Annotated in this window: 17 protein-coding genes; 8 read left to right on the top strand and 9 right to left on the bottom strand. The window is 69.3% G+C overall.

Annotated features, from left to right (window positions below; all coding sequences use genetic code 11):
• Positions 1 to 66: 66 nt before the first annotated feature.
• Both AWC25_RS10330 and AWC25_RS10335 read right to left on the bottom strand, forming a co-directional pair.
• The gene (locus AWC25_RS10330; RefSeq protein ID WP_069401551.1) at positions 67 to 741 is read right to left on the bottom strand and encodes a potassium channel family protein; all 675 of its coding nucleotides are present in this window, start codon (positions 739 to 741) and stop codon (positions 67 to 69) included.
• 37 nt (positions 742 to 778) lie between these two features.
• A complete protein-coding gene (locus AWC25_RS10335; protein WP_142278779.1) occupies positions 779 to 1,462 on the bottom strand; it encodes a potassium channel family protein in 684 nt (227 codons plus the stop codon).
• Between the two features lie 132 nt (positions 1,463 to 1,594).
• Between AWC25_RS10335 and AWC25_RS10340 the strand changes: the two genes are divergently transcribed.
• The 4 genes from AWC25_RS10340 (at position 1,595) to dxs (ending at position 8,328) form a co-directional block, all read left to right on the top strand.
• Positions 1,595 to 3,589 carry an APC family permease gene (locus tag AWC25_RS10340; RefSeq protein ID WP_069401553.1) on the top strand — a complete coding sequence of 665 codons (1,995 nt, stop codon included), beginning with the start codon at positions 1,595 to 1,597 and terminating at the stop codon, positions 3,587 to 3,589.
• 24 nt (positions 3,590 to 3,613) lie between these two features.
• Positions 3,614 to 4,825 (top strand): class I SAM-dependent RNA methyltransferase, encoded by a 1,212-nt coding sequence (locus AWC25_RS10345; RefSeq protein ID WP_069401581.1) that lies wholly within the window; start codon positions 3,614 to 3,616, stop codon positions 4,823 to 4,825.
• Positions 4,826 to 4,901: 76 nt separating this feature from the next.
• The gene (locus AWC25_RS10350; protein WP_085166747.1) at positions 4,902 to 6,365 is read left to right on the top strand and encodes a cation:proton antiporter domain-containing protein; all 1,464 of its coding nucleotides are present in this window, start codon (positions 4,902 to 4,904) and stop codon (positions 6,363 to 6,365) included.
• Between the two features lie 37 nt (positions 6,366 to 6,402).
• Entirely contained in the window at positions 6,403 to 8,328 is a 1,926-nt protein-coding gene (gene dxs, locus AWC25_RS10355; protein ID WP_085166737.1) for a 1-deoxy-D-xylulose-5-phosphate synthase, read from the top strand.
• On the opposite strand, the gene AWC25_RS10360 is transcribed toward dxs, so the two are convergent.
• The 3 genes from AWC25_RS10360 to AWC25_RS10370 form a co-directional block, all read right to left on the bottom strand.
• On the bottom strand, positions 8,325 to 9,515 hold the full coding sequence (locus AWC25_RS10360) for a ribonuclease D (protein ID WP_232327161.1): 1,191 nt from the start codon (positions 9,513 to 9,515) through the stop codon (positions 8,325 to 8,327). The two genes, dxs and AWC25_RS10360, sit on opposite strands and share 4 nt — an antisense overlap.
• 118 nt (positions 9,516 to 9,633) lie before the next feature.
• Positions 9,634 to 10,266 (bottom strand): DUF3000 domain-containing protein, encoded by a 633-nt coding sequence (locus AWC25_RS10365; RefSeq protein WP_372513607.1) that lies wholly within the window; start codon positions 10,264 to 10,266, stop codon positions 9,634 to 9,636.
• 131 nt (positions 10,267 to 10,397) lie between these two features.
• Positions 10,398 to 11,219 carry an enoyl-CoA hydratase/isomerase family protein gene (locus AWC25_RS10370; RefSeq protein WP_069401556.1) on the bottom strand — a complete coding sequence of 274 codons (822 nt, stop codon included), beginning with the start codon at positions 11,217 to 11,219 and terminating at the stop codon, positions 10,398 to 10,400.
• A gap of 82 nt (positions 11,220 to 11,301) precedes the next feature.
• Between AWC25_RS10370 and hemE the strand changes: the two genes are divergently transcribed.
• From hemE to AWC25_RS10390, 4 genes are read left to right on the top strand one after another with little or no spacing between them, the layout of a single operon-like run.
• A complete protein-coding gene (gene hemE / locus AWC25_RS10375; RefSeq protein ID WP_085166738.1) occupies positions 11,302 to 12,351 on the top strand; it encodes a uroporphyrinogen decarboxylase in 1,050 nt (349 codons plus the stop codon).
• On the top strand, positions 12,348 to 13,724 hold the full coding sequence (locus AWC25_RS10380) for a protoporphyrinogen oxidase (protein ID WP_085166739.1): 1,377 nt from the start codon (positions 12,348 to 12,350) through the stop codon (positions 13,722 to 13,724). Before hemE ends, AWC25_RS10380 begins: the two co-directional genes overlap by 4 nt.
• Positions 13,725 to 13,729: 5 nt before the next feature.
• Positions 13,730 to 14,425, top strand: coding sequence for a hydrogen peroxide-dependent heme synthase (hemQ, locus tag AWC25_RS10385; RefSeq protein WP_085166740.1), 696 nt, complete (start codon positions 13,730 to 13,732; stop codon positions 14,423 to 14,425).
• Positions 14,422 to 15,177, top strand: a complete 756-nt coding sequence (locus AWC25_RS10390; protein WP_069401560.1) for a class I SAM-dependent methyltransferase — start codon at positions 14,422 to 14,424, stop codon at positions 15,175 to 15,177. Before hemQ ends, AWC25_RS10390 begins: the two co-directional genes overlap by 4 nt.
• Before the next feature lie 106 nt (positions 15,178 to 15,283).
• Here AWC25_RS10390 and AWC25_RS10395 read toward each other — a convergent pair whose 3' ends face one another.
• The 4 genes from AWC25_RS10395 to AWC25_RS10410 form a co-directional block, all read right to left on the bottom strand.
• On the bottom strand, positions 15,284 to 16,132 hold the full coding sequence (locus AWC25_RS10395; RefSeq protein WP_069401561.1) for a hypothetical protein: 849 nt from the start codon (positions 16,130 to 16,132) through the stop codon (positions 15,284 to 15,286).
• A 109-nt stretch (positions 16,133 to 16,241) separates the two neighbouring features.
• Positions 16,242 to 16,667 carry a peptide-methionine (R)-S-oxide reductase MsrB gene (gene msrB / locus AWC25_RS10400; RefSeq protein WP_069401562.1) on the bottom strand — a complete coding sequence of 142 codons (426 nt, stop codon included), beginning with the start codon at positions 16,665 to 16,667 and terminating at the stop codon, positions 16,242 to 16,244.
• Between the two features lie 65 nt (positions 16,668 to 16,732).
• Positions 16,733 to 18,058 carry an arabinofuranan 3-O-arabinosyltransferase gene (aftC, locus tag AWC25_RS10405; RefSeq protein WP_085166741.1) on the bottom strand — a complete coding sequence of 442 codons (1,326 nt, stop codon included), beginning with the start codon at positions 18,056 to 18,058 and terminating at the stop codon, positions 16,733 to 16,735.
• A 37-nt stretch (positions 18,059 to 18,095) separates the two neighbouring features.
• Positions 18,096 to 19,688, bottom strand: a complete 1,593-nt coding sequence (locus tag AWC25_RS10410) for an alpha/beta hydrolase (RefSeq protein WP_085166742.1) — start codon at positions 19,686 to 19,688, stop codon at positions 18,096 to 18,098.
• Positions 19,689 to 19,712: the final 24 nt, after the last annotated feature.

Genomic DNA, 19,712 nt, shown 5'->3' on the forward strand with positions numbered 1-19,712 from the left:
CACCGTCGGCGATTAGGTCGAGGCCGACACCGTCGGCGATTAGGTCGAGGCCGACACCGTCGGCGATTAGGTGGCGGGCGGCGCGGCCGGCAGCAGCAGCTTGCGCAGGTCCTCCTCGACCTCGGTGACCGCCACGAAAAGCAACTCGTCGCCGCCCTCCAGCGGCTCGTCGCCCTCCGGCACGATCACCCGCGCGCCCCGCAGGATGGTGACCAGGGCGGCGTCGCGGGGCAGATCAAGCCGGCGCACCGGCTTGCCCCCCCAGGGTGTGTCGTCGGGCAGGGTGATCTCGACCAGGTTGGCCTGACCCCGGCGGAATTCCATCAGCCGCACCAAATCGCCTACCGCGACGGCCTCTTCGATCAGCGACGCGAGCATTCGCGGTGTGGAGACCGCCACGTCGACGCCCCAGGCGTCGGTGAACAGCCATTCGTTGCGGGGGTCGTTGACCCGGGCCACCACCCGCGGCACCGCGAACTCCGTCTTGGCCAGCAACGACAGCACCACGTTGGCCTTGTCGTCACCGGTCGCGGCCACCACCACGTCGAAACCCTCCAGGTGCACCGACTCCAGCAGGCTCAATTCGCAGGCATCGCCGAGGCGCCAGTGCGCGGCCGGGATCGCGTCGACGTCGACGTGCTCGGGGTTGCGTTCGATCAACGTCACGTCATGGTTGTTCTCGAGCAGTTCGCGCGTGACCGAGCGGCCGACCGCACCCGCCCCGGCGACAACTACCTTCATCTGCGCCGCTCCTTAGTCGCGGTCGGCCCGTCATTGCTCAATGCCCCGCCCCCGAATCGATGTCCTCGGCGGGCGGCAGCGCCGCGATCGCCACCGCCTCGGCCGCGCGGCCGGAGATCGCGGCGATGTAGACCTGATCACCGGCCTGGATGACCGTCTTGGGCTCCGGCAGGATGCCGGTGCCGAACCTGATCAGAAACGCCACCCGCGCGCCGGTGGCCTGCTCGAGATCGGTGGCGCGGCGCCCGACCCAGTCCTCGTGCAGCACCACCTCGGCCACCGCGACCGTGCCGGTGGGGTCGCGCCACTTGGCGGTCTCGCTCTCCCGGGTCAGCGCATTGAGCAGGCGGTCGGTGGTCCACGGCACGGTGGCGATCGTCGGAATACCCAGGCGTTCGTACACCTCGGCGCGTTTGGCGTCGTAGATCCGGGCCACGACGCGGTTGACGCCGAACGTCTCGCGAGCCAGCCGCGCCGAGATGATGTTGGAGTTGTCACCGGAGGACACCGCCGCGAACGCGTCGGCCTCCTCGATCCGCGCCTTCAGCAACACATCACGGTCGAATCCCTGACCCAGCACTCGCTCACCGGCGAACTCGGGGCTCAACCGGTTGAACGCGGCACTGTCGCGGTCGATCACGGCCACATCGTGGCCGATGCGGGACAAGCCGTCGGCCAAGGACGAGCCCACTCGGCCGCAACCCATAACAACCACCCGCACGTAAGGTCCTCTCGGCTGGATCCTGTCTGTGTCATTCCTCGGCAAACTCAATTGGCCGGCCGATTTCCGTCGGGAATATTCTCGCCCACGGAACGCTACCGGCACGGCCCGTTACGCTTACTCTTGGCTCTCGTGTCCAAACTTTCAACCGCAGCGCGCCGGTTGCTGATCGGTCGGCCGCAGCGGAGCGACCGGCTGAGCCACACCCTGTTGCCCAAGCGCATCGCCTTGCCGGTATTCGCCTCGGACGCGCTGTCCTCGGTGGCGTATGCACCCGAGGAAATCTTCTTGATGCTTTCTGTCGCGGGAGCGGCCGCCTACGCGTTGACGCCGTGGATCGGGCTCGCGGTGGCCGCGGTCATGTTGGTGGTGGTGGCCAGTTACCGGCAGAACGTGCACGCTTACCCGTCCGGCGGCGGCGACTACGAGGTGGTCACCACCAACCTCGGCGAGACCGCCGGACTGGTGGTGGCCAGCGCCCTGATGGTGGATTACGTTCTCACGGTTGCAGTTTCAACGTCGTCGGCGATGGCCAACATCGGTTCGGCGGTTCCGATCGTGGCGCACAACAAGGTGTGGTTCTGCGTGGTCGCCATCCTGTTGGTGATGGCGCTGAACCTGCGCGGCATCCGGGAGTCCGGGGTGGCTTTCGCGATCCCGACCTACGCCTTCATCGTCGGGGTGGTCGTGATGATCGGCTACGGCTTGTTCCGGATCTTCGTGCTAGGCAACCCGTTGCGTGCCGAATCCGCGGGTTTTCAGATGCATGCCGAGCACGGCCAGATCGTCGGTTTCGCGTTCGCGTTCCTGTTGGCCCGTTCGTTCTCGTCGGGTTGTGCGGCGCTGACCGGTGTCGAGGCGATCAGCAACGGGGTGCCGGCGTTTGAAAAACCCAAGTCGCGCAACGCCGCAACGACGCTGCTGATGCTCGGCGCGATCGCGGTGACGCTGCTGATGGGCATCATCGTGCTGGCCCAGCAGATTCACGTGCAGGTGGTCGACGACCCCGCCACCCAGCTGACCGGGGCCCCGGCCGGCTATCTGCAGAAGACTCTGGTCACCCAGCTGGCGGAAACGGTGTTCGGCGACTTCCGCATCGGGTTCTTGCTGATCGCCACGGTGACCGCGTTGATCCTGGTGCTGGCGGCCAACACCGCGTTCAACGGATTCCCGGTGTTGGGGTCGGTGCTGGCACAACACAGCTACCTGCCCCGGCAACTGCACACCCGCGGTGACCGGCTGGCGTTCTCCAACGGCATCTTGTTCCTGTCGGTGGCGGCATTGTCGTTCGTGATCGCCTTCCGCGGCGAGGTCACCGCGTTGATCCAGCTCTACATCGTCGGGGTGTTCATCTCGTTCACGCTGAGTCAAATCGGCATGGTCCGGCATTGGAGCCGGCTGTTGCGCACCGAGACCGATCCGGCGGTGCGGCGCAAGATGATGCGCTCGCGGATGGTCAACACGGTCGGCTTGCTGTCCACCGGCGCGGTGCTGTTGGTGGTCCTGGTCACGAAGTTCCTTGCCGGCGCATGGATCGCGATCGTCGCGATGAGCGCGCTGTTCGTCGTGATGAAGCTGATCCGCAAGCACTACGACACCGTCAACCGGGAGCTGGAAGAACAAGCCGCCACCCAGCGCGACGTGGTGCTGCCCAGCCGCAACCATGCGCTGGTGCTGGTGTCGAAGCTGCACCTGCCGACCCTGCGGGCACTGGCCTACGCGCGCGCGACCCGTCCCGACGTGCTGGAGGCCCTGACTGTCAGCGTCGACGACGCGGAAACCCGTAAGCTCGTGCACAATTGGGAGGAAAGCGAAATCAGCGTTCCGCTCAAGGTGATCGCCTCGCCCTACCGTGAAATCACCCGGCCCATCCTCGATTACGTGAAACGAGTGGCCAAGGAATCGCCACGCACCGTGGTGACGGTGTTCATCCCGGAGTACGTCGTCGGGCACTGGTGGGAGCAGCTGCTGCACAACCAGAGTGCGTTGCGGCTCAAGGGCCGGTTGCTGTTCATGCCCAACGTCATGGTCACTTCCGTTCCGTGGCAATTGAATTCGTCGGAGCGTCTCAAGACGCTGCAACCGCACGCCGCTCCCGGCGACGCGCGCCGCGGGATCTTCGACTAACTCGATTTGGGCGAGGGATACGTGGTGCGGTCCGAGGCGTCGGTAGCGGAGCTCTCGCTGGTCACCGGCGCCCCCGCCAACGGCGGCAGCTGTGTGGCCCACCACGAAGGCCGGGTGGTGTTCGTGCGCTACGCCCTGCCCAACGAACGGGTGCGGGTGCGGGTCACGGCCGACCGCGGATCATATTGGCACGCAGAGGTTCTCGATGTGATTGAAGCGTCGGCAGATCGGATCGACTCGCTGTGCCCGATCGCCGGGGTGCACGGGGCCGGCTGCTGCGATCTGGCATTCGCCCGTCCCGAGGCGGTCCGGGCACTCAAGGCGCAGATCGTGGCCAATCAGCTGGCGCGCCTCGGCGGCCACCACTGGAGCGGCGAGGCCGAACCGCTGTCGGGTGGTGGCGCGACCGGCTGGCGCACCCGGGTGCGTCTGGAGGTTGGGGCGGACGGGCAACCGGGTTTCCACCGCTACCACAGCGAGGAGCTGGTCACCGATCTGGGCTGCGCGCAACTGGCACCGGGGATGCTGGACGGGCTGGTGCCGGCGTGTTCGGCGGTGGATCTGACGCCCACCGCCCAGCTGCATGTCGCCGTCGACGACGACGACCGACGGCACGTGGTGCGCACGCTGCGCCGCGGCGGGCGCACGACGACCAATGTGGTGCAGGGTGATCACCAGGCGACCCAGCGGGTGGGCCGGCGGACCTGGCAGGTGCCGGTGACCGCGTTTTGGCAGGCGCATCGCGAGGCGCCGCGGGTCTACAGCGCGCTGGTTGCGGAGTGGGCGCAACCCGGTGCGGGCATGCGGGTGTGGGATCTTTACGGCGGTGTCGGGGTTTTCGCCGCCACGCTGGCCGACGCGGTCGGGGAGTCCGGGCGGGTGCTCACCGTCGACACCTCGCGCGCGTCGACCCGGGCGGCGCGGGCCGCGCTGGCCGAGTTGCCACAGGTGGACGTCGTCACCGACTCGGTGCGCCGGGCGATCTCGGCGCAACCGAACGGTGCGGACGTGGCGGTGCTCGACCCGCCCCGGTCCGGCGCCGGCCGCGAGATCATCGGCCTGCTCGCCGCCGCCGGCGTGCCGCGAGTAGTGCACATCGGTTGCGAGGCAGCATCTTTCGCCCGGGACGTCGGCCTCTACCTCGGTCACGGGTACAGCGTCGACCGGATCAGGGTGTTCGACGCGTTCCCGCTGACCCACCACACCGAGTGCGTCGCGCTGCTGACTCGCCGCTAGACTCCGACGCGGTGTGCCGGGAAGCCTGGTCGGCGATGAGGTTGCCGACCGATCGAAAGGCGCTGGTGGTCACACCGTGAACGAGACCCTCCGTTACGCAGCGCTCGTCTTGTTCTGCAGTGCCGTCGGTTTGGCCGCGGTGCTGGCGAACCGTCTGACCGAGCGGGTGAAAATCCCGGTGCCGCTGCTGGTTCTCGTCGGGGCCGCCCTCGCGGTGCATGCGCTGCCCGGCGTGCAGGCGCCGTCCGAGCTGGCGGTGGAGCGGGTGATGACCATCGCGCTGGTTCTGGTGTTGTTCGACGGCGGCATGCACATCGGGCCGTCGCGGTTTCGGGCGGCCGCCGCCCCGATCCTGTCGGTCGGGGTCGTCGGCACGGCGCTGACCGCCGCCGGGGCGGCGCTGATCGTCCACTACGTCTGCGGCATCGGCTGGTTTCCCGCGGTGCTGGTGGCCACGGCGGTGGCGCCCACCGACCCGGCCGTGGTGTTCTCGGTGTTGGGCAAACGCGAGATCCGGGGTCGCAGCAGCACCATCCTGGAGGGCGAGTCCGGCGCCAACGACCCGGTCGGCATCGCGCTGATGTCCAGCCTGATCGCCGCTGGCGGGCTAAGCGCGGCCGGATTCGCCAGTGTCGGAACACAATTCGTCGCTCAGATGGTGGTCGGCCTGGCCGTCGGGGTGCTCGGCGGGCGCGCCCTGCTGGTCTTCATGCGCCGCGTGGCGCTGCCCAGCGAAGGCCTCTACGCGCTGCGGACGCTGGCCTCGTGTCTGATGCTCTACGGCATCGCCACGCTGGCGCACGGGTCGGGATACCTGGCGGTGTTCGTCGCCGGCATCGTCATCGGCGACGCCCGCGCCCCGTACAAGCCGGAGATCAAGCGGTTCCATGCCGCCCTGGCCGGGCTGGCCGAGATCGTCGCGTTCGCCGTGTTGGGGTTGACCGTCGACCTGACCGTGCTGGCCCGGCCGGACGTCTGGTTGCCCGGGCTGGTTCTCGGGGCGGCGCTGACCGTGCTGATCCGGCCGTTGGCCGTGGGGGCCTGCCTGCTTCCGGTCCGGCTGCAGCGCACCGAACGAGTTTTCGTTCTGCTCGCCGGGCTCAAAGGGGCGGTGCCGATCCTGCTCGGTGAGTTCCTGCGGGCCGCCCACATCGCCGACGCCGAGCGGCTGTACGGGATCGTGGTGGTGGTCGTCATCTTCTCGGTACTGGTCCAGGGCAGCTCGGTGCCCGGCCTGGCGCGCCTGTTGCGGCTGCCGGTGCGCACCGTGCAAACCCGGCCCTGGCAGATCGGCGTCCGGCTCGCGGACGAACCGGAAGGGGTGCACCGGTTCGGCGTGGCGCCGGGCTCGGCCGCGCAGGGGTGCACGGTGCAGGGCCTCGGCGACCGGGTCGGCGACATCTGGGTGAGCATCGTGGTCCGCGCCACCGGGCTGGTGCCGGTGCGCGGCGACACCGAACTTCGGGCGGGCGACGAGGTCGTCGTCCTGGCCGACCCCGAGCTGCACGACACGCTCGCCGACTTGTTCGGCGCCGCGTAGCGGGCTAGATCTGTGCGTCGCTGCGTAGACTGACGGGATGCTCGAACAGATCCGCGGGCCTGCCGATTTGCAGCACCTGTCGCAGCGGCAGCTTCGCGATCTGGCCAAAGAGATTCGCGAGTTCCTGATCCACAAGGTGGCGGCCACCGGCGGCCACCTGGGACCCAACCTCGGTGTGGTCGAGCTGACGCTGGCGCTGCACCGGGTGTTCGACTCGCCGCACGACCCGATCATCTTCGACACCGGTCACCAGGCCTACGTGCACAAGATGCTGACCGGACGCTGCCAGGACTTCGAGACGCTGCGCAAGAAGGGCGGGCTGTCGGGGTACCCGTCGCGGGCCGAAAGCGAGCACGACTGGGTCGAGTCCAGCCACGCCAGCGCGGCGCTGTCCTACGCCGACGGCCTGGCCAAGGCGTTCGAGCTGACCGGGCACCGCAACCGGCACGTCGTCGCGGTGGTCGGCGACGGTGCGCTGACCGGCGGCATGTGCTGGGAGGCGCTGAACAACATCGCCGCCTCCCGGCGCCCGGTGATCGTCGTCGTCAACGACAACGGCCGCAGCTACGCGCCGACCATCGGCGGTGTCGCCGACCATCTGGCCATGCTGCGGCTGCAACCCGCCTACGAGCAGGTGCTGGAAAAGGGCCGCGACGTAATGCGCGCGGTACCGCTGATCGGTGAGATCTGCTATCACTTCATGCACAGCGTCAAGGCCGGCATCAAGGACTCGCTGGCCCCGCAGCTGCTGTTCACCGACCTCGGGCTGAAGTACGTCGGGCCCGTCGACGGCCACGACGAACGCGCGGTGGAGGCGGCGCTGCGGCGGGCCCGCGGCTTCGGCGGCCCGGTGATCGTGCACGTCGCCACCCGCAAGGGCATGGGATACCCGCCGGCCGAGGCCGACGAGGCCGAGCAGATGCACTCGACGGTGCCGATCGACCCGGTCACCGGGCAGGCGACCCAAATTCCCGGCCCGGGCTGGACGGCGACTTTCTCCGACGCGCTGATCGGGTACGCCGGGAAACGTCGCGACATCGTGGCGATCACCGCGGCGATGCCCGGTCCCACCGGGCTGACGGCGTTCGGGCAGCGGTTCCCGGATCGGTTGTTCGACGTCGGCATCGCCGAACAGCACGCGATCACCTCGGCCGCCGGGCTGGCGATGGGTGGGATGCACCCGGTGGTGGCCATCTATTCGACCTTCCTCAACCGGGCCTTCGACCAGATCATGATGGACGTGGCATTGCACAAACTGCCCGTCACCTTTGTGCTCGACCGCGCCGGGATCACCGGTTCCGACGGCCCGAGTCACAACGGCATGTGGGACATGTCGATGCTGGGCATCGTGCCCGGCATGCGGGTGGCCGCCCCGCGCGACGGCGCCCGGCTGCGCGAGGAACTCGGCGAGGCGCTCGACGTGACGGACGGCCCGACCGCGATACGGTTCCCCAAAGGCGATGTGGGCCAAGGCATTCCGGCCCTAGAGCGGCTCGGATCGGGGATCTCGGCCGTCGACGTCCTCGCGGTGCCGGCCGGTGGGCTCAATCACGACGTGCTGCTGGTGGCGGTCGGCGCGTTCGCCCCGATGGGGCTGGAGGTGGCCAAGCGGTTGCACAACCAGGGGATCGGAGTCACGGTGATCGATCCGCGGTGGGTGCTGCCGGTCTCGCACGGCGTGGTGGAACTGGCGGCGCAGCACAAGCTGCTGGTCACGCTGGAAGACAACGGCGTCAATGGCGGTGTGGGGTCGGCGATTTCGGCGGCGCTGCGCACCGCCGAGATCGACCTGCCGTGCCGCGATGTCGGGCTGCGCCAGGAGTTCTACGAGCACGCGTCCCGCGGCGAGGTGCTGGCCGAGCTGGGGCTCACCGATCAGGACGTGGCCCGCCGGATCACGGGTTGGGTTGCCGCACTGGGCAGTTCCGAATCCGAGGCGGAGATCCGCGAGCACCTCGACTAGTCGTCTTCGGCCCTGGGCTGCAGCGCGCTCGCCAGCACCAGGTCGACCAGTTCGCGTTGCCAGGCACGCGCCTGGCCGGCGCACAGGAACTCCTCGACGGCCTCGACCGGGTCCGGCACGTCCGCCCAGTCCCAGCACAGTCGCCGCACCAGGTCGGGTGCGACCAGATTCTCGGTCGGCACGTGCACCCGCTCCGACAGCCGTGACAGCCCGGCCCGGGCCGCCTCCAGCCGGGCGGCCGCCTCCGGTTTGCGTCGGCTCCACCGTGCCGGCGGGGGCGGCCCGTTGGGCGGTTCGGCGTCCTCCGGGGGGTCCGGGCTCTCGCGCGCGGCCTGCAGCGCGGCCAGCCACATCGGCGCGCTGCGCCGCTGGTTGCGGCCGCCGAACACCGGCAGGGCGATCAGGTCGTCGACCGTCTTCGGGTCGGCCAGCGCGGCGTCGATGATCGCCGAATCCGGCAGGATGCGGCGCGGGGCGATGTCGCGGCGGGCGGCGATGTTGTCGCGGGCCGTCCACAGTTCGCGCACCGCGGCCAGTGCCCGGCGGTCGCGCACCTTGTGGATGCCCGACGTGCGTCGCCAACGGTCCCGCCGCGGTGCCGCCTCCCTGCTGCCGACGCTGCGCAGGTAGTCGAATTCCTGTGCCGCCCAATCGCTTTTGCCCTGTTCGGCCAGCACGGCCGCGATCGCCGCGCGCAGTTCCACCAGCAGCTCGACGTCCAGGGCCGCGTAGTTCAGCCACTCGGCGGGCAGCGGCCGTTTGGACCAGTCGGCGGCGCCGTGCCCCTTGACCAGGCCGTGGCCCAGCAGCCGCTCGGTCATCGCCGCCAGGTTTACCCGCTCGAACCCGGCCAGCCGCCCGGCCAGCTCGGTGTCATACAGCGCGGGCGGGCGCATGCCGACCTCGGCCAGGCAGGGCAGATCCTGATCGGCGGCGTGCAGGATCCATTCGTCGGTGCCGAGCACCTCGGCGACGGGCCGCAGCGCGGTCAGCGGGTCGGCGCCGTGGCTGACCGGGTCGATCAACACGGTGCCGGCGCCGGCCCGCCGGATCTGGATCAGATAGGCCCGATTGGAGTAGCGGAACCCCGACGCCCGCTCGGCGTCCACCGCGAACGGGCCGTGTCCGCGGTCCAGCAGTCGTGCAGCGTCGGCGATCTGGCCGACCGTCACCGAGAGCTCGGGCATGCCGTCGGCCGGGTGCAGCAGGGGAACGGGTGCCGGTTCGGGCCCCGGTTCGGACACAGTCTCGGGGGGGTCATCGGGCGCGGTGCCGTCGGGCCCGCAGGCCTCCGGGTCCCGCATATCAGGCGCGTGACCGCGAACTCAGGTCGGTGACCCCGGCCGGCGGTAGGCCAGCAGCGTGCTCGAGCACCTCGCAGAACGCCTCGACGTGCACCCCGACGGCCGGTGTGGTCGCCGTCCAGGAGGCCCGTAGCTCGAGCTGGTGGGCCCGCGGCGGCCCCGAAATGTCGCCGTAGCGCACCGACGTGGTGGCGGTGACGGTGCCGCCGAGCGCGGTCATCTGGTCGGTCCGCGATTCCAGCGCCTCGACCAGCCAGCTCCACGCCACCTCGGGCAGCAGTGGGTCGACGGCCTCGTGCGAGTCCAGATCGGCCTGGATGTAGGCGACCAGCCGGATGGTGCCGTCCCAGGCGTCGGCGCCGTCCGGGTCGTGCAGCAGGATCAACCGGCCGAACGCGTCGCCCTCGGACCGTTCGGGCACGATGTCGAGATCGGGGTGCTTGACCTCGGCGCCCAGGGCATAGCTGAACGGTGCCAGGCGCTGTGGGGGGCGGATGGGGCCCAGCTCGATCTCCGGGCGGGCGTGCACGGCGTTCATCGCCGCGACCGCCTCGCGGAACGGGGCCGGTTCGACTGAGGTCACTGCCGCCCCTCCTCTTTGCCTCCGGTCCGCATCGTCGTATGCGCGGGTCACAGGCATCGACGCTAGACCCATCGCCGGACCCGCCGCGACAGGCGCGCCGCTTTCAAACCCGGCGCGACCAAGCTGTTACCGGGCCTCCGCCCAGCCGTGACCAAATGCCGTCGATCCAGCTCAGAGGGCATTTAGCCGGTGAACCGCGCGGGGCGTTTCTCCCGATGCGCGGCCAGTCCTTCCTGCACGTCGGGGCCGCTGAAACTGAGGAACTCCAGGCCCAGCGACGTCTCGAAGGCCGGTGCGAACATGCGATACCAGTGGTTGAGGCTGTGTTTGGTCCAGCGGATGGCGTTCTGCGCGCCCTGGGCCAGGTCGCCGGCGATCCGGCTCGCGGTCGCCAGCACGTCGTCATCGTCCACGCACACCGAAACCAGGCCGATGCGCTCGGCCTCCTCGCCCAGCAGCGTGTCGCAGGTCATCAGGTAGTACTTCGCCTTGGCCATGCCGACCAGCAGCGGCCAGCAGATCGCGGCGTGGTCACCGGCGGCCACCCCGAGCTTGGTGTGCCCGTCGATGAGTCGGGCCGTCCGCCCGGCCACCGAGATGTCGGCCAGCAGCGCCACCACCAGGCCGGCGCCGACGGCCGGGCCACGGATGGCCGAGACCACCGGTTTGTCGAAGTTGACGATATTGAGTACCAGGTCGCGGGCCTCGCGCATGATGCGCAGCCGACCCTCGTAGTCGCCGATGGTCTCCGCGATCAGGTCGAAGCTGCCGCCGGAGGAGAACGCCTTGCCTTCGCCGCGGACCAGGACCGCGCGCACGGTCGGGTCGCGGTTGATCATCGGCCAGACGTCGGCCAGGTCGCGGTGCATCTGCGGGCCGACCGAGTTGAGTCCCGGTGCGTCCAGGACCAGCGTCAGCACGCCGTCCAGGCCGGTGACGTCGGCCGTCTCGAAGCGAAGGCTGGGGAATTCGTCGTAATCGACGGGAACAGGCGCTACGGGCACGGGGTCGATGTTACGCAGCGCACCCGGACCCGTTCGGCCGCCGCCCGGGCACCAAACCGGCAGCGTGGCAGCATTGACGTCGATGAGTACGCGTCGTGCCCTTCCCGAGTCGCCCTACCTGGCTGCGGTGACCGGCCGCAAACCCGGCCGGGTGCCGGTGTGGTTCATGCGGCAGGCGGGCCGCTCGTTGCCCGAGTACCGGGCGCTGCGCCGGCACCACACCATGCTGGCGGCGTGCCTGGAGCCCGAGGTGGTCTGCGAGATCACCCTGCAGCCGGTCCGCCGACACGACGTGGACGCCGCGATCCTGTTCTCCGACATCGTCGTACCGCTGCGCGCCGCCGGTATCGACTTGGACATCGTTGCCGACGTCGGACCGGTGATCGCTCACCCGATCCGCACCGACGCCGACATTGCCGCGATGAAACCACTTGAGCCACAAGCGATTCAGCCGGTTTGCCGAGCCGTCTCGCTGTTGGTCGATGCGCTGGGCGACGTCCCGCTGATCGGCTTCGCCGGCGCGCCGTTCACGCTGGCCTCCTATCTGGTCGAGGGTGGGCCCAGCCGAAACCACGCCCGCACCAAGGCAATGATGCTGTCCGAGACGGCGAGTTGGCACGCGCTGATGGCGAAGCTGACCGACCTCACGGTGGGGTTCCTGCGTGGACAGATCCAGGCGGGAGTGGACGCGATCCAGGTGTTCGACTCGTGGGCGGGCACCCTGTCGCTGGCCGACTACCGCCAGTACGTGTTGCCGCACAGCGCCCGGGTCTTTGCGACGCTGGCCGAATACGGATTGCCGATGACGCATTTCGGGGTGGGGACGGCCGAACTGCTGGGCGCGATGGGTGAAGCCGGCGCGACGGTCGTCGGGGTGGACTGGCGCACTTCGCTTCCCGACGCCGCCGCCCGGGTGGGGGCCGGCAAGGCACTGCAGGGCAACCTCGACCCGGTGGTGGCGCTGGCCGGCTGGCCCGTGGTGGAACGCGCGGCGCGCGCCGTCGTCGACGATGGACGTCGCGCCGTCGACGCGGGGGCGGCCGGGCACGTCTTCAACCTCGGTCACGGGGTCTTGCCCGAGACCGATCCCGGTGTGCTCACCGACCTGGTCTCGCTGGTCCACTCACTATGACCACTCGTTCGTATTGTGTTGTGGGCGGCGGCATTTCGGGCCTTACGGCCGCCTATCGGCTGCGCGTGGCGGCCGGCGACGACGCAAACATCACGCTGTTCGACCCGGGCGAGAAGCTCGGCGGCATCCTGCGCACCGAACAGGTCGGTGGACGGCCGATGGATCTGGGTGCCGAGGCGTTCGTGCTGCGCCGCCCCGAGATGCCGGCGCTGCTGGCCGAGCTGGGCCTGTCCGACCGTCAGCTCGGCACCACCGCGGCCCGGCCGCTGCTCTACAGCCAGCGGCGGCTGCACCCGCTGCCGGCGGGCACGGTGGCCGGGATCCCGTCGTCGTCGGCGTCGGTTGCCGGGCTCGTCGACGACGCCACCGTTGCGCGCATCGACGCCGAGCCGGGGCGGCCGATCGATTGGCGGCCCGGAAGTGATCCCGCTGCAGCCGAATTGGTGGGCGAGCGGTTCGGCGAGCAGACGGTGGCCCGGTCGGTGGACCCGCTGCTGAGCGGGGTGTACGCGGGCTCGGCGGCCACGATCGGGCTGCGCGCCGCGGCGCCCAGTGTCGCGGCCGCGCTGGATCGCGGCGCCGCCAGCCTGACCGACGCGGTCCGGCGCGGGTTGCCGCCGGCGACGGGTGCGCCGGTGTTCGGCGCGCTCGACGGCGGCTACCGCGTGCTGGTCGACGAACTCGCCGCCCGCGCCCGGGCGAGCTGGGTGCGCGCGGCCGTCGACCGGATCGACCGCGGCGAGCGGGGCTGGGTGCTGCGCGACGACACCGGCGCGCACTGGGACGCCGACGCGGTGATCCTGGCCATTCCCGCCCCGCGGTTGGCCGGCCTGCTCGACGGTGTGGCCGCGCAGAGCTGCGCGGCGGCGCGGCGGATCGTCAGCGCGTCGTCGGTGGTGGTCGCGCTTGCCGTGCCGGGTGACACCGCGTTTCCGGAGTGCTCGGGTGTGCTGGTGGCCTCCGGAGAAGCGTTGCGCGGCAAGGCGATTACGTTGTCGTCGCGCAAGTGGGGGGCGACCGGCGAGTTGGCATTCCTGCGGTTGTCGTTCGGGCGGTTCGGCGACGACCTGGCCGTCACCGCCTCCGACGAGGAGCTGCTGGCGTGGGCGGCCGAGGACCTGGAAACCGTGTTCGGCCTACACGTCGAGCCCGTCGACGCCCGGGTGCAGCGATGGATCGACGCGATGCCGCAGTACGGGCCGGCGCATGCCGCGGTGGTCGCCGAGCTGCGGGCCGGGCTACCGGCGACGATCGCCGTGGCCGGCAGTTTCCTGGACGGGATCGGCGTGCCGGCCTGCATCGGCGCCGCGGGCGAGGCCGCCGAGCGGGTGATCAGGGCCACCGAGGGCTCGGGCACGGAAGTGGCACGATAGGTCTCATGGCCAAGATCGATTTTGACGCCCTCAACTCGACGATCCGTTACCTGATGTTCTCGGTGTTTTCGGTGGAGCCCGGGGAGTTGGGTGACCAGCGCGACGCCGTCATCGACGAGACCACCCGATTCCTCAAGCAGCAGGAGGAACGCGGCGTGGTGGTGCGCGGGCTCTACGACGTCGCCGGTCTGCGGGCCGACGCCGACTTCATGATCTGGACGCACGCCGAGCGGGTCGAGGCGCTGCAGGCCACCTACGCCGACTTCCGCCGCACCACCACGCTGGGGCAGGTCAGCTCGCCGGTGTGGAGCAGCGTGGCGTTGCATCGCCCGGCGGAGTTCAACAAGAGCCACATCCCGGCGTTTCTGGCGGGCGAGGAACCCGGCAATTACATCTGCGTCTATCCGTTCGTGCGGTCCTATGAGTGGTACCTGCTGCCGGACGAGGAACGCCGCCGGATGCTCGCCGAGCATGGCATGGCCGCCCGCGAATACAAGGATGTGCGCGCCAACACGGTGCCGGCGTTCGCGCTCGGTGACTACGAATGGATCTTGGCCTTCGAAGCGCCCGAGTTGCACCGCATCGTCGACCTGATGCGGGAGCTGCGCGCCACCGACGCCCGTCGGCATACCCGCGAGGAGACACCGTTCTTCACCGGCCCCCGGGTGCCCGTCGAGCAGCTGGTGAATGCGCTGCCATGACAACCGCGCCTTTCGACCCGCACGACCCCACCCGCTTCGAGGAGATGTACCGCGACCAGCGGATCTCGCGCGGCCTGCCGGCCGCCACCCCATGGGACATCGGCGGCCCGCAGCCCGTCGTCCAGCAACTGGTCGCGCTCGGCGCGATCAAGGGCGAGGTCCTCGACCCCGGCACTGGCCCCGGCCATCACGCGATCTACTACGCGTCCAAGGGCTACTCGGCGACCGGCATCGACGGGTCGGCGGCGGCGCTGGAGCGGGCCCGCGAAAACGCCCGAAAGGCGGGTGTGTCAGTGACTTTCGAGTTGGCCGATGCCACCAAGCTGGAAGGGCTGGAAAACCGGTTCGACACCGTCGTCGACTGCGCCTTCTACCACACCTTCAGCACCGAACCCGAGCTTCGGCAGTCCTACGTGCAGGCGCTGCACCGCGCCACCAAGCCGGGTGCCCGGCTCTACATGTTCGAGTTCGGCGAACACAACGTCAACGGCTTCAAGATGTTGCGGTCGTTGTCCGAGAGCGACTTTCGTGACGTGTTGCCGGCCGGCGGCTGGGAGATCACGTACCTGGGCACGACGACCTACCTGGTGAACGTCAGCGTCGAGAGCATCGAGCTGATGGCCGCGCGCGCTCCCGAGATGGCCGAGCAGGCCGAGCAGTTGTTGGAGCGCTTCCGGGTCGTCGAGCCGTGGCTCGACGGCACACCGGCGCATGCGCCGTTCTGGGAAGTGCACGCCACCCGCCTCGACTAACCCCCAGCCCGTAGCCCCGGCCCGGTCCGGCCCGGCCCGGCGCCGTCCGGTCCGGCGCGCGAGACTTAAACCACTGCGGTGCTTTTCGGCGTGTCGTCGCAACTGGTTAAGTGTCGCGGTAGCCGCGGCGGATAAGTGCCCGGCGGACCCGGCGCACCACGTCGTCGGGTTTGTCCCCGGCGATCACCCGCACGACGACCCACCCCAGCTCGTCGAGCCGGGCAAGCCGGTCCCGGTCGCGCGCATACTGCCGACGATCCGCGCGATGGTGATCGCCGTCATATTCGGCGGCCACCCGGTATTCCTCCCACCCCATGTCGAGGTACGCGATCAGTTGCCAGTTCTGCTGTACCGGTATCTGCGTCGTGGGGGCGGGCAGTCCGGCCTCGATCAGCAGCAGGCGCAGCCACGACTCCTTGGGCGACGCCGCGCCGGGGTCGACCAAAACAATCGCCGATCTGAGCCGTCGCAGACCGCGCGCCCCGGGGTACCGCTTGGCCAGCAGCAGCACATCGTCGGGCGAGAACGGTGTCGCGCGCATCAACGCGTCGAGCCGCGCTACCGCCTCGCCGGTGCCCAGGTGCCTGCCCAGGTCGAACGCGGTCCGGGCGAGCGTGGTGACCGGCAAACCGCTGACCCGGGTGATCTCGTCGGGCTCGATGCGCTGATTGCGGGTGATCACCCCGACCGGCGGATGCGGGTTGCGCCAAATCAATTCGACGGGCTCGTCCTCGCCAATCCACTGCGACCCGTGCAGCGCCGCCGCGGCGAGCCCGGCCAGCACACCGCGCCGCCCCGACCACAGCCACGCCGCCGCGCAACGCGTTCGCAACGACGGCGTCGCGCAGGTCGACACATAGATGTCCGGATGGATCGCGCGAAAGCGGGTCCGCAGCCGATACGGGCTCACCTGGCCGCCGCGCACCGCCTCACTGCCCACGAATACCTCGTCCACACCACCACAGACGCGGCGGCGCGGTGCAAAGCTCCCGCGAAACTTAAACTACTGCGGTGCTTTTCGGCGTGTCGTCGCAACTGGTTAAGTGTCGCGGCAACACGCGAGGTTAGCCTTCCGTCGGCACCAGGCGCAGCGAGATCGAGTTGATGCAATACCGCTGGTTGGTCGGCGTCGGGTAACCCTCACCGGCGAACACGTGACCGAGATGACTGTGGCAGTTCGCGCAGAGCACCTCGGTGCGGGTAGTGCCGAACGAGTGATCGGGACGCAGGATCACTGCGTCGGACTGCGCCGGGTCGAAGAACGACGGCCAGCCGCAGTGCGAGTCGAACTTCTCGGTGCTGCGAAAGAGTTCGGCCCCGCAGGCCCGGCACTGGTAGATGCCCTGGGTCTTGGTGTCGGTGTATTCGCCGGTGAACGGCCGCTCGGTGCCCGCCCGGCGCAACACCTGGAACTCCTCGGGCGTGAGCTTCTTGCGCCACTCGTCATCGGTCAGCTGAACCTTAGGCTGCGACAAGTCGGAGGAAGTCATCTGTCAACGCTAGCGCGAATGGCGCTGACCCGCTGCGCCCGGCTGCGCCGTGCTTGCGGTCAACGCTAGCGCGATTCAAGCTGACCCGCTGCGCCCGCTGCCTCACGATCCGCCGTCAGCCATGCCGGATCCAGGCCGTCATCCAGCCGGTTTTCCGCCTTGGCGTCCAAGTACCGGAACACCAGCACGGTGAACGCAACGATCAGCAGCAGCGACCACCCGTAGGTGATCTTCAGATAGTGCAGCGCGCGGCCGTACCGCATGAACCGGTAGATCAGCCAGTCGTCCAGCGTCAGGAAACCGTAGACACCCAGCCAGGCCGGCCAGTTGCGGATCAGCGAGTTCTGCAGCACCACCGTCATCAGGAACGGGAACAGCATCATCGAGTAGTAGCCCTGGGCCAACGGCAGCACCAGCCAGGAACACAGCAGCAGCACCCCCGACGAGCTGGTGTACCAGAACCGCGGGTCCCGGGTGCGGTAGTACCGGTACAGCAGCCACAGTGCGCCGATCGTGATCAACACGAACAGAATTCGCAGGAACATGATCAGCCAGGTGGGCAGGCCGAAGTACACCCCGTTGCCCTCGATCGAGCTGTTGAAGTAGTCCCGGGTGCCACCGATGTACGGCAGCGTCTTGGTGACGAAGTCCATCGGATCGCTGACCAGCGGCCAGGCGACGGCGTTGACGACCGCTGGCACGAGGAAGGCAGGGATCAGCGCCCGCCACTGCCGGTTGAGCAGTGGCAGCAGCAGCAGGGGACCGAGCACGGGCTTGAGCGTGAGCGTCAAGCCGATGGCCAACCCGGCCCACCACTGATGCCCGACTTTCCCGTCCAGCAGCCAGCGCAGGAACAACACCTCGGCCAGCAGTACGCAGCCGTTGATGTTGGTGAATACCAGCGTGCTGGTCACGCTTTCGGTGCAGAACATCGCCAGCAGCAGCGCGGGCGCGGCCACCGAGGCGAGCGTGTAGTCGAACAGCCGCAGCAGCAGATACCAGGCGATCAGGATCGCGACGGTGTTGATCAGGATGAACAGATACCGCGACGGGTTGAACGACAGATAGCCGAAGGGCGCCATCAGCAGGGTGCCGCCGGGCGGATACAGGTAGTGCGGGTCGACGTAGTCGAAGTGTTCGTTGTAGATGTCCCAGCCGCGACGGAAGTTGAGGACCGCGCGGTACACCGGCTTGAAGTCGTCGGTGATGTTGCCGTTGAGCGTCAGGATGATGCTGCGGTGTAGTACCGAGAAGATGGCGATCGGCCACAGGGCGGACCGCAATACCGTCGCCGCGCTGGGCGGTCCGGAGCGGGGACGGAAGGCGGCCAGCACCGAATCACGCAAGCCGGCCCGGGTCGAATCAGCTGCCGTCACCAGCGCACCGTACACCGCAGCGACGCCGCGCCGATGAAACCCCCCGACCGTGTCAGGCGGGACAGTAGGTGTCGGTTCCGGGGAGCTTGCCGCTGTTGAGATAGCCGACGAGCGGCGGACCCGCGCAGGGCGTGTAGATGCTGGCGCCGTGCCCGATGCCCTGCCACATCACCCGCCGGCTGGCCGCCCCGGCGTTGATGACGGTGGCTGCGGTCTGGGCGACGCCTTCGTTGCCGACGATCGGATCGTTCTGCACGCCGAGCAGGACGACGTCGACTTTGAGGGTCTTCGGCGGCGCCGGCGGCGAGATGGTGGGCCAGTGCACGCACTTGACCAGGTTGAGCGCGGCCACGGTGCCGAATTGGGGATACAGCTTGGCCCAGGCGACGACGAGTTCGCGAATTCGGTCCGGAGTCGGCCGGTTGATCGTGTCGCTACAGGAGTTGACGAACTGGCCGTCGGTGTCGCGGGTGGCGTCGGCGTGATTGATCAGGTTGGTCAGCTGGTTGAAATCGCCGGAGCGGGCCGCGGCCAGCGCGTCGGCCAGGCTGGTCGTCGCGTTGACCCGTGCGCCGGACGGGAAGCCCAGCGCGATGGTGATGGCGTTGACGAGCTCCGCCAGCGAGGCGCCGCCGGGCCCGCGGCCGGCCCGGGCGTCGGCCAGCAGGTCGCTGACGGCGCCCTTGGGGTCGGCGCCCAGCGCGCAGTTCACCGCCACACACTGCGCGGCGAACGCGTCGAGCGCCGCCTGTTGGCCCTTGACCTGTTGTTCGGCGGCCGCTTCGGCGCTCACCCCCAATGCGACGGGGGAATCGAGGATCAGTCGCGCGACCTTATCGGGGCGCGACGAGGCGTACGCCAGCGCGACCTGAGCGCCGTTGCCGATCCCCAGCAACGCCACCGACGGCACGTCCCACAGGCTGCGCAGCCGCTCGATGTCGGAGGCGGCGTGGGAATTGTCGTAGGCGCTGTCCCCGGGCGCGATGGCGTCGGTGCAGTTGGCCGTCGCGGTATTCGAGATGCCGGACAGGTTGGCGACGGGGTCGTCGCCGCTTTGGAATTGCGCCTGATCGCGCATCGCCTGACGGTCGAAGTGGTCTCGGCAGTCGATCGGGCTCGACATGCCGATGCCGCGCCGGTCCACGGCGACGATCGGGTGGGCGGCCAACACGTCGCCGCCGGCCCGGGACAGCCACACCGGCAGCTGCTGCGACGACGGCAGGTCGGAGCCGGTGGTGAAGACGACCGGCCCGGCGTCCTTCGGTGTCTGGGTGGACCGGGCCCGCACCACGCCGATGCTGACGGTTCCCGAGCCGCCGTTGACCGGGTCCAGGTCGGCGTCGTAATTCGCGCAATCCAGTTGCATCCCACCGGGTGCCGGCCGGATGCCGGCGTCGGTGAACACCTTCGCGGTGCAGTCGTGCCAGGGCAGATCGTTCTTGGGCGCGGCGATCGGCGGCGGGCCGGCCGGCGGTGGTTTGGTGGTGGCCGCGCCCTGGGGCCGCGCGCCGGAATTGGTCACGAAGCGCGGGTCGGCGGGCAGTACCGGGATGCAGGAGGTCAGCAGGGTGGCCGCGGCGACGGTCAACGGGAGCAGCGCCGCTGCGGACCTGTTGTGCCGTCTCATGCCGACTACAGTAGCCATTCCGCGTGAGCCATTCCGCGTGGT

Source organism: Mycobacterium sherrisii, assembly GCF_002102355.1.
Taxonomy (GTDB): domain Bacteria; phylum Actinomycetota; class Actinomycetes; order Mycobacteriales; family Mycobacteriaceae; genus Mycobacterium; species Mycobacterium sherrisii.

What these genes read in the sequence shown, in the direction of transcription:
- AWC25_RS10330 (WP_069401551.1), bottom strand. Translation starts at nt 741, where the DNA reads ATGAAGGTAGTTGTCGCCGGGGCGGGTGCGGTCGGCCGCTCGGTCACG.
- dxs (WP_085166737.1), top strand. Translation starts at nt 6,403, where the DNA reads ATGCTCGAACAGATCCGCGGGCCTGCCGATTTGCAGCACCTGTCGCAG.
- AWC25_RS10360 (WP_232327161.1), bottom strand. Translation starts at nt 9,515, where the DNA reads ATGCCCGAGCTCTCGGTGACGGTCGGCCAGATCGCCGACGCTGCACGA.
- hemE (WP_085166738.1), top strand. Translation starts at nt 11,302, where the DNA reads ATGAGTACGCGTCGTGCCCTTCCCGAGTCGCCCTACCTGGCTGCGGTG.
- AWC25_RS10380 (WP_085166739.1), top strand. Translation starts at nt 12,348, where the DNA reads ATGACCACTCGTTCGTATTGTGTTGTGGGCGGCGGCATTTCGGGCCTT.
- hemQ (WP_085166740.1), top strand. Translation starts at nt 13,730, where the DNA reads ATGGCCAAGATCGATTTTGACGCCCTCAACTCGACGATCCGTTACCTG.
- AWC25_RS10390 (WP_069401560.1), top strand. Translation starts at nt 14,422, where the DNA reads ATGACAACCGCGCCTTTCGACCCGCACGACCCCACCCGCTTCGAGGAG.
- msrB (WP_069401562.1), bottom strand. Translation starts at nt 16,667, where the DNA reads ATGACTTCCTCCGACTTGTCGCAGCCTAAGGTTCAGCTGACCGATGAC.
- AWC25_RS10410 (WP_085166742.1), bottom strand. Translation starts at nt 19,688, where the DNA reads ATGGCTACTGTAGTCGGCATGAGACGGCACAACAGGTCCGCAGCGGCG.